The sequence below is a fragment of the Rhodococcus coprophilus NBRC 100603 genome (assembly GCF_001895045.1).
GTDB lineage: Bacteria > Actinomycetota > Actinomycetes > Mycobacteriales > Mycobacteriaceae > Rhodococcus > Rhodococcus coprophilus.
On the sequence record NZ_BDAM01000007.1, the window covers coordinates 46,296 to 58,646 of the forward strand.

Genomic DNA, 12,351 nt, shown 5'->3' on the forward strand with positions numbered 1-12,351 from the left:
GTTCATTGGATGAACGCCACCGTCTCGTCTCGTCAAACTAAATCGGTGCAGGTGAGAATCACAAGTGAGCGCGCCGAGTCCGATGTGATTGCTCGCTATCCGGACGCCTGTCGAGAATCTGTTCATTGGGTGGACGTAGAGTTGGGGCCGTGAGTGCACAGGGACAGTTGGTCGGCAGGGTGGGCGCATTACTGCGGACGGTGTCGTCGTACGAACCGGACGGGGCCACCACGTCGGATCTCGCCCGCGCGACCGACCTGGCCCGGCCGACTGTCCATCGCCTTCTCGGCTCGCTTGCCGAGGAGGGACTCGTCGACCGGGACCCGAAGTCGGGCCGGTGGTCGCTCGGGCCGGAGTTGTACTTGCTGGGCTCGGTGGCAGCGACGCGATACGACATCACCGACCTCGCCGGCGACGTGTTGCGCGACCTCGCCCGCGAAACCGGGGAAAGCGCCTTTCTGACCGCTCGCCGAGGAGACGAAACAGTCTGCGTGGCAAGCGAAGAAGGCAGCTTCCCATTGCGGTCGCACGTTCTGCACATCGGAATCCGGTTCCCGCTCGGGGTTGCGTCCGCCGGGCTCGCCATCCTGTCGCACATGTCCGACAAGGACATCGACGAATACCTGTCCCGCGTCGACCTGACCGCCGCATGGGGCGACGCTCACTCTCGCGCCGCCGTCGAGAAACGGATAGCGGCGACACGCCTGACCGGATACTCCGTCAATCCCGCACTCGTCGTCGAGGGCAGTTGGGGAATGGGTGCGGCCGTGTTCGACCACAGGGGAGCCCCGACGTGGGCGTTGAGCCTGACCGGCGTGGAAAGTCGCTTCCGAGCCGATCGCACACCCCACGTCGGGGCCCTGTTGCTCAGTGGGGCACACCGCCTCACTCAGCTACTGCGTCACCGCACCCGGTGACGCGGTCCGATCACGAAGGTGCACCCGCCGCAGCACGTTGGAGCAACCGCTCGGCGTGACGCAGCACCGGGGCGTCGACCATCTTGCCTTCGAAGTCGAACACGCCGCGCTGCGACTGTGCCGCGTCGAGTACCCGCCGTGCCCATGCTTCTTCGTCCGGCGTCGGGGCGTAGGCGCGGCGGATCACATCGATCTGGCCCGGGTGGATCGCCACCTTGATGTCGAATCCGACCGCTACGGCGTCGAGCGATTCGTCGTGCAGGCCGTCGGTGTCCTTGATGTCCAGGTACACCGAGTCGAGCGCCCACCGACCGTGTGCCTTCGCTGCGAGCAAGGTGACGGCGCGGGCGTGCTGCGCCACCCCCCGGTAGAGGCCGTCCGGCCCCCGGCTGGAGTTGCCACCCAATCCGGCGACGAGGTCCTCCGCGCCCCACATCATGCCGATGAGGTTTCCGGCCTTCGCGATGTCCGCGACCTCGAGCACACCGAGTGGAGACTCCACGAGAGCGACCACCTCGAGCGGTGCGAGCGATCGCACCTGATCGCCGCTCTCACACTTCGGCAGCATCACCCGCGTGTACGCGGTGCGGCTCAATGCCTCGAGGTCGGGTCCGTGATATTCGGTGCCGACCGGGTTGATCCGCACCACGGTGCGCTCGGGATCGAGCGGCGTGGCGACGAGCGCATCACGGGCCGCCTGCTTGTCGGCAGGCGCGACGGCATCCTCGAGGTCGATGATCACCACGTCGGCGCGTGCAGCAGCCTTGGCGTAACGGTCGGGTCGGTCGGCAGGGCAGAACAGCCACGCCGGGCCGGGAAGTGTCCATGTCATGTCGTGGGCCTCTTCTGTACGAGGGTCTGGCGGACTGCGATCCCGACGACGTCACCGTGCTGGTTGCGCCCGGTGTGCTCGAGGGTGACGATGCCTTCGCCCGGCCGGCTCTTCGATTCGCGCTTGTCGAGGATTTTCGTCTCCACGTACAGCGTGTCGCCGTGGAACAACGGCTTCGGGAACGCGACTTCGGAGAACCCGAGGTTCGCGACGATCGTTCCCTGTGTCAGCTGCGCGACGGAGAGTCCGATCATGGTGGAGAGGGTGAACATCGAGTTCACCAGCCGCTCCCCGAAGGCAGTGCCGGCGGCGTACGCGGCGTCGAGGTGCAGTGCCTGCGTGTTCATGGTCTGGGTGGTGAACAGGACGTTGTCGGCCTCGGTGATGGTACGTCCGGGCCGATGTTCGTAGACCGCGCCGAGCTCGAATTCCTCGAACCACAGTCCCCGCTGGGTGATTCGCTTCTCACCCTCCGCGGGTGCCGCCCCACTCACAGGCCCAGCTCCCGTCCGACGAGCATGAGCTGCACTTCGGTGGTGCCCTCGCCGATTTCGAGGATCTTGCTGTCGCGGTAGTGCCGCGCGACGGCGTACTCGTTCATGAATCCGTAGCCACCGTGGATCTGGGTGGCGTCGCGGGCATTGTCCATGGCTGCCTCCGAGGCAACGAGTTTCGCGATGGCAGCCTGCTTCTTGAACGGCCGTCCGGCCAGCATCGCCGCTGCGGCATCGTAGTAGGCGGTGCGGGCGGTGTGGGCTCGCGCCTCCATGCGAGCGATCTTGAATGCGATCGCCTGATTGCTGCCGATCGGGCTGCCGAACGCCTCGCGCTCCTTGGCGTACTTGACCGACTCGTCGACACATCCCTGTGCGGCACCGGTCGAGAGCGCGGCGATCGCGATGCGGCCTTCGTCGAGGATCCGCAGGAAGTTGGCGTAACCGCGTCCGCGCTCACCGAGCAGGTTCTCCTCGGGCACGCGCACATCGGCGAACGTCAGCGGATGCGTGTCCGACGCGTTCCAGCCGACCTTGTTGTAGGCGGGCTCGGCGGTGAAACCGGGGGTGGATGCCGGAACGAGGATCGTGGAGATCTCCTTCTTCCCGTTGTCCCGTACGCCGGTGACCGCGGTGACCGTCACGAGCGACGTGATGTCGGTACCCGAGTTGGTGATGAACTGCTTGTTGCCGTTGATGACCCATTCGCCGCCGTCGAGCTTCGCGGTGGTCTTCGTTCCCCCGGCGTCGCTGCCCGCGCCGGGCTCGGTCAGCCCGAACGCGGCGAGATTTCGGCCCGAGGCGAGCTGGGGCAGCCACTCCTCCTTCTGGGCGTCGGTGCCGAAGCGGTAGATCGGCATCGCACCGAGGGACACACCGGCTTCGAGGGTGATCGCGACCGACTGGTCGACCTTGCCGAGTTCCTCGAGCGCAAGGCACAGAGCGAAGTAGTCGCCTCCCATTCCGCCGTACTCCTCGGGGAAGGGAAGACCGAACAAGCCCATATCCGCCATGCCGGCGACGACCTCGTACGGGAACGTATGTGCGGCGTCGTGCTCGGCCGCGACCGGGGCGACGACGGTACGCGCGAAGTCGGCAACGGTCTTGCGCAGCTGCTCGTACTCGTCGGGAAGCCCGCCGGTTGCCAGGTATTCCGTCATTCCGTTGCCTCTTTCGTTTCGGCGTGCGGGGTGACCCGCGCGAGAAGTTGATCGACCTTGACCTGCTCACCCGCAGAGGCGAAGAGCTCCACGGTGCCGTCGACCGGCGCGGTGAGCGAATGCTCCATCTTCATGGCTTCGACGACCACGATCGCCTGCCCGGCAGTCACCTCGGCCCCCGTTTCGACGGCGACGGCGATGACTGCTCCCGGCATCGGGCTGGTGATGTCGGCGTCACCGGCGTGCGCGTCGTCCCCGCGGACACCGGCCTCTTCGACGTCTCGGACCGAGACACTGCCGTGGCCGTCGGCGAGCCAGATCGCGCCGTCGGACTCAGCGACCCGGAAGACGTGGCGACGGCCGTCGAGCACCACGGCGAGGACGGATCCGTCGAGGGTCGCGGACAGTGAACTACGTTCGCCGTCTTCGATACTCGCGGAGCCTTCGGCCGGGGTTCCGGTCAGGCGCACGTGCATGGTGCGGTCGCCGGAGGTGAACCGGAAACTGGTGGGCAGGTGGGCGCCGACACGCCAGCCGTCCGGCACCGCCCACGGGTCGCAGTTCGAGCCGGGCCAGCGCTGCAACCAGCGGTACGCGGCAGCGGCAACGAGAGCGGCGTCGGACGTCCCCGTCGCGACGTAGTCCTCGAGGCGCCGGTCGAGCAGTCCCGTGTCGAGTGCACCGGCGACGACCTCGTCGTCGGCGAGGAGGAAGCGCACGAAGTCGACGTTGGTGACCACGCCGAGAACGGCGGTGTCGGCGAGTGCCCGGTCGAGGCGGCGGAGGGCACCGGCCCGGTCGCCGGCGTGGGCGATGACCTTGGCGAGCATGGGGTCGTAGTCGCTGCCCACGATCGTGCCGGCCTGCACGCCGGAGTCGACGCGCACTCCCGGGCCGGAGGGCTCGACGACGTCGGCGACGTGCCCGCCGGTGGGCAGGAAGCCGCGGGCCGGATCCTCGGCGTAGATGCGCGCCTCGATGGCGTGGCCGGTGAGGGTGATGTCGTCCTGACGGAAGCCCAGCGGCTCGCCGGCGGCGATACGGACCTGCCACTCGACGAGGTCGAGGCCGGTCACCATTTCCGTGACCGGGTGCTCCACCTGCAGGCGGGTGTTCATCTCCATGAAGAAGAACTCGTCGGGCCGGTCCGCGGAGACGATGAATTCGACGGTGCCGGCGCCGGTGTAGTCCACGCTGCGGGCGGTGTTGCACGCGGCTTCGCCGATACGCGCGCGTGTCTGAGCGTCGAGAAGGGGCGACGGGGCCTCTTCGACGACCTTCTGGTGGCGGCGTTGCAGGCTGCATTCGCGCTCGCCGAGGTGGACGACGTTGCCGTGCATGTCGGCGAGGATCTGCACCTCGATGTGGCGTGGCCGCTGGACGAACCGCTCGAGGAACAGGGTGTCGTCGCCGAACGACGATGCCGCCTCACGTCGCGCGGACACCAGTGCGGCCGGCAGATCGGACGGATCGGTGACCAGGCGCATGCCCTTACCGCCGCCACCGGCGGACGGTTTGACCAGTACGGGAAAGCCGACTTCCTCGGCGCCCGCGATGAGGTCCGCGTCGGTCAGTCCCGGCCGGGAGATGCCCGGTACGACGGGGACTCCGAATTCCGACACCGCGCTCTTCGCGGTGATCTTGTCACCCATCGTCTCGATGGCATGCGCAGACGGGCCGAGGAACGCGATACCCGCGGTGGCGCACGCAGCAGCGAAAGCCGCGTTCTCCGAAAGGAACCCGTATCCGGGATGAATGGCCTGCGCGCCGGTCGCGACTGCCGCGTCGATGACCTTGTCGATCGCGAGGTAGCTCTCGCGTGCCGCCGCAGGACCGAGCAGAACCGCGGTGTCGGCCTCACGCACGTGCCGCGCGTTGCGGTCGGCTTCGCTGAAGACCGCGACGGAGCGCAGTCCCATATCCTTCAGGGTCCGGATGACCCGCACGGCGATCTCACCGCGGTTGGCTACCAGAACCGTATCGATCCGATTCGTATCGCTCATGTCACTCACATCCGGAAGACGCCGTAGGAGACCGGCTCGAGGGGCGCGTTGGCGCACACCGAAAGTGCCAGTCCGAGAACTTTTCTGGTATCGACAGGATCGATGATTCCGTCGTCCCAGAGCCGAGCCGTCGAGTAGTAGGGATTGCCCTGCGCCTCGTACTGCGCGCGGATCGGGGCTTTGAACTCGTCTTCCTGCTCGGCGGTCCACGGGTTGCCCGAGGCGTCCAGCTGGTCGGATCGGACGGTCGCGAGGACCGACGCGGCCTGCTCGCCACCCATCACGGAGATGCGCGCGTTGGGCCACATCCACAGGAATCGCGGCGAATACGCCCGCCCACACATCGAGTAGTTTCCGGCGCCGTAGGACCCGCCGATCACCACGGTCAATTTCGGGACGCGGGCGCACGCAACGGCGGTGACCATCTTGGCGCCGTGCTTGGCGATGCCACCGGCCTCGTAGTCGCGGCCGACCATGAAGCCGGAAATATTCTGGAGGAACAGCAACGGGATCGAGCGCTTGTCGCACAGTTCGATGAAATGTGCTCCCTTGACTGCGGATTCGCCGAAGAGCACGCCGTTGTTCGCGACGATGCCCACCGGGTGTCCGTGGATGCGAGCGAACCCGGTCACGAGGGTCTTGCCGTATTCCGCCTTGAATTCGTGGAAGCTGCTGGATCCAGGGCCGGCGCCGGCGCCGTCGACGATGCGGGCGATGACCTCGTGCACGTCGTAGGGGATGCGCGAGTCGGTGGGGACCACGTCGTACAGGGTCTCCGGGGACTTCTCGGGTTCGACGGCGGGCTCGACGTCCCACGGCCGTTCCGTGCGAGGTCCGAAGGTGGAGACGATGTTGCGCACGATGCGCAGGGCGTCGCGGTCGTCGTCGGCGAGATGGTCGGTCACGCCGGAGACCTTGGAGTGCAGGTCGCCGCCGCCGAGTTCCTCCGCGGTGACCACCTCACCGGTCGCGGCCTTCACCAGCGGCGGGCCACCGAGGAAGATGGTGCCCTGGTTACGGACGATGACGGCCTCGTCACTCATCGCGGGCACGTAGGCGCCGCCGGCGGTGCACGATCCGAGCACCGCGGCGATCTGCGGAATGCCCTTGGCGCTCATCGTCGCCTGGTTGTAGAAGATGCGGCCGAAGTGCTCGCGGTCCGGGAAGACCTCGTCCTGCCGGGGAAGGAACGCGCCGCCGGAGTCGACGAGGTAGAGGCAGGGAAGGTTGTTCTGCAAGGCCACCTCTTGCGCCCGCAGGTGCTTCTTCACCGTGACGGGGTAGTACGTGCCGCCCTTGACGGTCGCATCGTTGGCGACGATCACGCATTCGCGCCCGGCCACCCGGCCGATACCGGTGATGATGCCGGCACCGGGGCACTCGTCGTCGTACATGCCGGCGGCGGCGAGCGGCGAAAGCTCCAAGAAGGGGCTTCCGGTGTCGAGGAGACCGTCGACGCGGTCGCGGGGAAGCAGTTTGCCGCGGGAGACATGCCGCTCACGGGATTTTTCGTTGCCGCCGAGCGCTGCCGCGGCAAGCCTGTCGCGGAGCTCTCCGACCAGTTGTTCGTGCTGGTCGCGGCTGGTTGTCGAGATCGCCTGGGCGGTCGTCACGGACACCATCCTCGGTTGATTGAACTAATCGCCATTAACTGAAATCTAGGTTAGTTATGATTAACCGAGTTGTCCAGATCACAGACGAGTGGAGTTTTCCCGCATGCAAGAGCCGGCCGAAGCGGCACCACCCGCGACGACGCGGCGCAGTCGCGCCAAAGCCGAGCGTCGTGCCCAACTGCTTCGTTCCGCCGCCCGGCTGATCGCCGAGCGCGGATTCGCCGGGGTCCGACTCGAGGATCTGGGTGCGGCGGTAGGTATCAGCGGCCCCGCCGTCTACCGGCACTTCCCCAACAAGGACGCCCTGCTCGTCGAACTCCTGGTCGACATCAGCCGGCGGCTGCTCGCCGGCGGCACCGCGGTCGTCGCCCACACCACCGACCCGCGTGACACGCTCGAGAGACTCGTCGACTTCCACCTCGACTTCGCCCTCGGCGACCCCGACCTCATCCGCGTCCAGGACCGCGAACTCCATTCGCTGCCCGACGACGCTCGGCGCGAAGTACGGCTCACCCAGCGGCGGTACGTCGAGATCTGGGTCGGGATCCTGTGCCGCATCACCCCGGATCTGGCCGAGTCCGACGCGCGCACGATGGCCCACGCGACATTCGGACTGATCAACTCCACCCCCCACAGCGCCGACCCGCGCTCACCCGAAGGCACCCGCGCCGTCCTTCGACTGATGGCCCTGTCGGCACTTGCCGCGGCCCCCCAACTGCAACCGGCGAACAACCGACCGACGACCAGCACAGAGGACAGATGAGCTACTTCGAACGACTCGGGCCGGCCTCGTATCGCGCGACCCCGCGTGCCGGCGGCGCATGGGAAGAGACCGAGCAGCACATCGCACCCGCACTCGGGCTTCTCGCCCACGTCATCGAGTGCGACCGCGACGCTCGCCGCGACGACGCACTGGTGATCGGCCGCCTGTCGTACGACATCCTGGGAACGGTTCCGGTCGATGTGGTCGATGTGACGGTGGACGTACTGCGCCCTGGCCGCACCATCGAACTGGTGGAAGCGACGTTGACCTACGCGGGGCGGGCAGTGGTGCGGGCACGCGCCTGGCTGATGCAGCCCCAGCCCACCGCCGAGATCCAGGGGACGACGTTGCCCCGCATCGCCGCACCCGACCGGTGCGCTCCGTGGGACCCCACGACGATCTGGCCCGGCGGCTTCATCGAATCGGTGGAGGTCCGCCGCAACCAGAAGGAGCCGGGGCGGGCGTCGTTCTGGGTTCGGACGCCGGTCCCGCTCGTCGACGGTGAGAAGGTGAGCCCGCTCGCGGCCGCGGCAGGGTTGTTCGACATCGCCAACGGCATGACCGTGCGGGCAGATCCGCGGGAGGTGGCATTTCCCAATCTCGACCTCACCGTCCATCTGTTCGCCGAACCCCGCGGCGACTGGATCGGTTTCGACACCTCGGTCTCGTTCGGCGGCGACGGGGTCGGTCTGACGAGCACCGTGCTCCACGACACGTCCGGACCGATCGGCACGATGTCGCAGATCCTCACCGTCCGTCCCGGCGCGCCGAAGGCCACGTAACGCAGTCGTTACCCGGAGTAATCAATCGGTTGACGCGAGAGCACTACCGTCTGCCCCCTGAGCACGTATACAAGGGTGAATACACCCCGAGCAGACACGGGAGATCGGATGGCAGACGGACGCGAGCGGTTGCTCGACTCGCTCGATGTCGCGTTGGGTGCCGTCGATGCCCGGTACGCCGCGGCCTATCCCGGACTCCGCGCGGAACGGCAACCCGTACATACCGTCTACGTTCCCGTCGATCGATACGACGCCGACACGGTTCGTTCGTGGGGTGCGCAGGCGCAGGACACGTTCTCCCGATATGTCTCCGGAGCGGAAGACCTCGCCGACATCGTCGGCATCGAACCCACCCTCGCCCGCGAGGTTCTGCCGCTCGTGGAGGCGAAACTCGCCGCAGAGCCGATCGAGGATCTGCGGATCGACTTCGAAGACGGGTTCCCGCAAGCCGGCATCGCACCCGGCGGACGTGACGCCGACGAAGACGCCCACCTCGTGCGGGCGGCTCGAGCGTTACGGGCCACCCCGAACCCGACGCCGTTCTCGGGCATCCGCGTGAAGTGCCTCGAACCCGCAGTTCGGGCACGCGCAGTACGCACCATGGACATGTTCCTCGCCGAGATCGCCGACAACGGCTCTCTCCCTGCGGGATTCGTCGTCACTCTGCCCAAGGTGACAGCATCCGAACAGGTCGCCGCCATGGTCACCGTGTGCGAATACCTCGAGAGCAACCACGGACTCACGACACCGCTGCGTTTCGAAATCCAGATCGAGACACCCCAGTCCGTCTGTGGACCCGACGGGACCGCGCAGGTCGCGTCGATGATCCACGCCGCACAGGGCCGCTGCTCGGGTCTGCACTACGGAACCTACGACTATTCGGCGGCGTGCGGTATCGCGGCCGAATACCAGGCGATGGACCATCCGGTCGCGGACCACGCGAAGGCGACCATGCAGGTCGCCGCGGCGGGCACCGGCGTGCTGCTCTCGGACGGTTCGACCAACCGACTCCCGGTCGGCGCGGCGGACGAGATCCGCGCTGCCTGGTCACTGCACGCCAGGCTCGTCGACCGGTCCTTGCGCCGCGGTTTCTACCAGGGCTGGGACCTGCACCCCGCCCAGTTACCGACCCGCTATGCGGCGACATTCGCCTTCTACCGTCGTTCGTTCGAGTCCGCCGCCGCACGGATCTCGACGTATCTCGCGCGTACCGAGGGCGGGTTCCTCGACGAACCCGCAACCGTGCGGGCACTCGCGTCGTTCCTGCATCGCGGGCTCGAATGCGGAGCCCTCACCGACTCCGAGGTCCGCGAGCGCGCGGGCGTCACGCCCGGCCGACTGGGTGAGTTGGCAGGATTCACCCGTCAGGAAGGACATTTCGAGTGACCACCGTCATCCGGGCCCGCCGCGCCGTCGTCGACGACGGTGAACGGGCGTGCGCAGTGATCATCCGGGACGGACGGATCGTCGCCGTCGAGGATTACGCGACACCGGTTCCCGGGGCACGAGAGGTCGTCCTGGCCGACGACGAAGCGCTGCTTCCCGGCCTGGTCGATACCCACGTGCACGTCAACGACCCCGGCCGGACCGAGTGGGAGGGGTTCGCGAGCGCGACCCGCGCCGCCGCCGCCGGCGGGGTCACCACGCTGATCGACATGCCGCTCAATTCGATTCCGTCGACCGTCGATGTAGCTGCGCTCGAGGTCAAGAAGAAGGTCGCCGCACCCCAGGTGGTCGTGGACGTCGGCTTCTGGGGCGGTGCCGTCCCCGGCAACCTCGCCGATCTCGAACCGCTCTGGGACGCAGGCGTATACGGATTCAAGTGCTTCCTCGCACACTCCGGACTCGACGAGTATCCGCCGCTGGACCGCGAACAGATGGTCGCAGCGATGCGGATCATCGCGGGATTCGACGGCCTTCTCATCGTCCACGCCGAGGACGGACCCACGCTCGACGCCCAGCAGGCACCGTCGGGCCGTCGCTACTCCGACTTCCTGCACTCGCGACCACGCCTCGCGGAAGAACGAGCCATCGCCCAGGTGATCGACGGCGCTGCCGAAACAGGTTGCCGCGTCCACATTCTCCACCTCTCGGACGCCGGGAGCCTGCCGCTCGTGGCGGCGGCGAAGCAGGCCGGCGTCCGCATCACCGTGGAGACCTGCCCGCACTACCTGACCCTGTTCAGTGAGGAAATCCTCGACGGCTCCACACATTTCAAATGCTGCCCACCCATCCGGGAAGCCACCAACCGAGAAGGTCTGTGGCGCGGCCTGGCGGACGGCACGATCGACTGCATCGTGTCCGACCATTCACCGTGTACACCCGAACTCAAGAAGTTGGGAATCGGTGACTTCGGCGAAGCCTGGGGCGGCATCTCCTCCCTCCAACTGGGTTTGCCGATCGTCTGGTCCGAAGCACGGAGACGTGGACACTCGCTCGCCGACGTGGTCCGCTGGATGGCCCGCAACACCGCTGCCGTGGCGGGACTGGCGGGCCGCGGCGAGATCACCGTCGGCAACACCGCCGACCTGTGCGTCCTCGCCCCCGACGACGCCTTCGTGGTCTTTCCCGAAAAGCTCCATCACCGCAACGCCGTCACCCCCTATGCCGAAATGGCGCTCGCCGGGGTGGTGCGCCAGACATGGCTGGCCGGCGAACCCCTCCCTGTCGCCACCGGCGACAGTCCCGCCCCCGTCGCCACCGGCGACAGTCCCGCCCCCGTCGCCACCGGCGACAGTCCCGCCCCTGCGCCCCGCGCGAAACTGCTGTCCCGGAAGGACACTCGATGACGTCACTCGATTTCCGGCAACTCCCCGATCTCGCTTCCCGCGAATTGACCGGTTCGGTGATGTACGCCAACGACGAACTGTTCGCGCAGCGTGAGAATCTCATCGCTCCCGGTGCGGCTCAGCACGACCTGTCCGCGTTCGGGCACAAGGGCAAGGTGTACGACGGGTGGGAGACCCGCAGGCGACGCGAACCCGGGCACGATTTCGCTATCGTGCGTCTCGGTGCCCCCGGCGTGATCCGCGGCGTGGTCATCGACACCGCATGGTTCACGGGCAATTACCCGCCGTTCGCGTCGATCGAGGCCGTGTGTGCCGACGGATATCCCGACGCCGCCGAACTGCTGCAAGCGCCCTGGGAACCCCTCGTCGGCAAGGTGGCGCTGCTCGGTGACACTGCGAACGCCTTCCCCGTCGACAGCGAACGACGCTGGACCCACGTGCGTCTCAACATCTATCCCGACGGGGGCGTAGCCCGACTGCGCGTCCACGGCGAGGTTCGTCCCGACCCGGCATTCCTCACCGGCACCATCGACGTGGCGGCGCTCGAGAACGGTGCCGACATCGCCGACTGCTCGAACCACTTCTACTCCTCGCCGCGAAACATCATCGCCCCCGGCCGAGCCGCGAACATGGGCGGAGGGTGGGAGAACGCACGGCGCCGCGACGACGGAAACGACCACGTCACGGTGCGCCTGGCCGGCACCTCGCTGGTCGACCACGTGGAGATCGACACGTCGTACTACGTCGGCAATGCGCCGGGATGGGCGCGACTGTCGGGCCTGCCCGCCGGGTCGGACGCCACCGACGAATCGGCGTTCGTCGAACTGCTTCCGAAAACCGCTCTGCTCCCCGACTGCCGTCACCGGTTCCGCATCGATGCGAACACTCCGATGTCGTTCGTGCGACTGGACGTGTATCCGGACGGGGGTATCTCGCGGCTACGCGTGCACGGGCGCCTCACAGAACCGGGCACCCCGTGACTTCGAGTCGCCGTCGCC

11 protein-coding genes are annotated in these 12,351 nt (G+C 67.4%); 6 read left to right on the plus strand and 5 right to left on the minus strand.

Annotation, left to right across the window (positions count from 1 at the left end):
- Positions 1–167 precede the first annotated feature (167 nt).
- Complete coding sequence (locus tag RDCOP1_RS12130) at positions 168–917, plus strand: IclR family transcriptional regulator (RefSeq protein WP_072701435.1); 750 nt, start codon at positions 168–170, stop codon at positions 915–917.
- Positions 918–927: 10 nt separating this feature from the next.
- On the opposite strand, the gene RDCOP1_RS12135 is transcribed toward RDCOP1_RS12130, so the two are convergent.
- From RDCOP1_RS12135 to RDCOP1_RS12155, 5 genes are read right to left on the minus strand one after another with little or no spacing between them, the layout of a single operon-like run.
- Positions 928–1,749: an HpcH/HpaI aldolase/citrate lyase family protein gene (locus RDCOP1_RS12135; protein WP_072700850.1), complete on the minus strand. Its 822-nt coding sequence runs from the start codon at positions 1,747–1,749 to the stop codon at positions 928–930.
- A complete protein-coding gene (locus RDCOP1_RS12140; RefSeq protein ID WP_072700852.1) occupies positions 1,746–2,243 on the minus strand; it encodes a MaoC family dehydratase in 498 nt (165 codons plus the stop codon). The genes RDCOP1_RS12135 and RDCOP1_RS12140 overlap by 4 nt, the downstream gene beginning before the upstream one ends.
- Complete coding sequence (locus RDCOP1_RS12145) at positions 2,240–3,403, minus strand: acyl-CoA dehydrogenase family protein (protein ID WP_072700854.1); 1,164 nt, start codon at positions 3,401–3,403, stop codon at positions 2,240–2,242. Before RDCOP1_RS12145 ends, RDCOP1_RS12140 begins: the two co-directional genes overlap by 4 nt.
- The gene (locus RDCOP1_RS12150) at positions 3,400–5,406 is read right to left on the minus strand and encodes an acetyl-CoA carboxylase biotin carboxylase subunit (protein ID WP_072700856.1); all 2,007 of its coding nucleotides are present in this window, start codon (positions 5,404–5,406) and stop codon (positions 3,400–3,402) included. The genes RDCOP1_RS12145 and RDCOP1_RS12150 overlap by 4 nt, the downstream gene beginning before the upstream one ends.
- A gap of 5 nt (positions 5,407–5,411) precedes the next feature.
- Positions 5,412–7,028 (minus strand): carboxyl transferase domain-containing protein, encoded by a 1,617-nt coding sequence (locus RDCOP1_RS12155; protein ID WP_072700858.1) that lies wholly within the window; start codon positions 7,026–7,028, stop codon positions 5,412–5,414.
- 94 nt (positions 7,029–7,122) lie between these two features.
- Here RDCOP1_RS12155 and RDCOP1_RS12160 point away from each other — a divergent pair, with 94 nt between their 5' ends.
- The 5 genes from RDCOP1_RS12160 (at position 7,123) to alc (ending at position 12,333) form a co-directional block, all read left to right on the plus strand.
- Positions 7,123–7,782 (plus strand): SACE_7040 family transcriptional regulator, encoded by a 660-nt coding sequence (locus RDCOP1_RS12160; RefSeq protein ID WP_072700860.1) that lies wholly within the window; start codon positions 7,123–7,125, stop codon positions 7,780–7,782.
- Positions 7,779–8,564, plus strand: coding sequence for a thioesterase family protein (locus RDCOP1_RS12165; protein ID WP_072700862.1), 786 nt, complete (start codon positions 7,779–7,781; stop codon positions 8,562–8,564). The genes RDCOP1_RS12160 and RDCOP1_RS12165 overlap by 4 nt, the downstream gene beginning before the upstream one ends.
- A 108-nt stretch (positions 8,565–8,672) precedes the next feature.
- A complete protein-coding gene (locus RDCOP1_RS12170) occupies positions 8,673–9,950 on the plus strand; it encodes a DUF6986 family protein (RefSeq protein WP_072700864.1) in 1,278 nt (425 codons plus the stop codon).
- Positions 9,947–11,353, plus strand: coding sequence for an allantoinase AllB (gene allB, locus RDCOP1_RS12175; RefSeq protein ID WP_072700866.1), 1,407 nt, complete (start codon positions 9,947–9,949; stop codon positions 11,351–11,353). Before RDCOP1_RS12170 ends, allB begins: the two co-directional genes overlap by 4 nt.
- Positions 11,350–12,333: an allantoicase gene (alc, locus tag RDCOP1_RS12180; protein WP_072700868.1), complete on the plus strand. Its 984-nt coding sequence runs from the start codon at positions 11,350–11,352 to the stop codon at positions 12,331–12,333. Before allB ends, alc begins: the two co-directional genes overlap by 4 nt.
- Positions 12,334–12,351 lie beyond the last annotated feature (18 nt).

Excerpts from the sequence above, each read along its gene's own strand:
- RDCOP1_RS12135 (WP_072700850.1), bottom strand. The coding sequence starts at position 1,749 with ATGACATGGACACTTCCCGGCCCGGCGTGGCTGTTCTGCCCTGCCGAC.
- RDCOP1_RS12145 (WP_072700854.1), bottom strand. The coding sequence starts at position 3,403 with ATGACGGAATACCTGGCAACCGGCGGGCTTCCCGACGAGTACGAGCAG.
- RDCOP1_RS12150 (WP_072700856.1), bottom strand. The coding sequence starts at position 5,406 with ATGAGCGATACGAATCGGATCGATACGGTTCTGGTAGCCAACCGCGGT.
- RDCOP1_RS12155 (WP_072700858.1), bottom strand. The coding sequence starts at position 7,028 with ATGGTGTCCGTGACGACCGCCCAGGCGATCTCGACAACCAGCCGCGAC.
- RDCOP1_RS12160 (WP_072700860.1), top strand. The coding sequence starts at position 7,123 with ATGCAAGAGCCGGCCGAAGCGGCACCACCCGCGACGACGCGGCGCAGT.
- RDCOP1_RS12165 (WP_072700862.1), top strand. The coding sequence starts at position 7,779 with ATGAGCTACTTCGAACGACTCGGGCCGGCCTCGTATCGCGCGACCCCG.
- RDCOP1_RS12170 (WP_072700864.1), top strand. The coding sequence starts at position 8,673 with ATGGCAGACGGACGCGAGCGGTTGCTCGACTCGCTCGATGTCGCGTTG.
- alc (WP_072700868.1), top strand. The coding sequence starts at position 11,350 with ATGACGTCACTCGATTTCCGGCAACTCCCCGATCTCGCTTCCCGCGAA.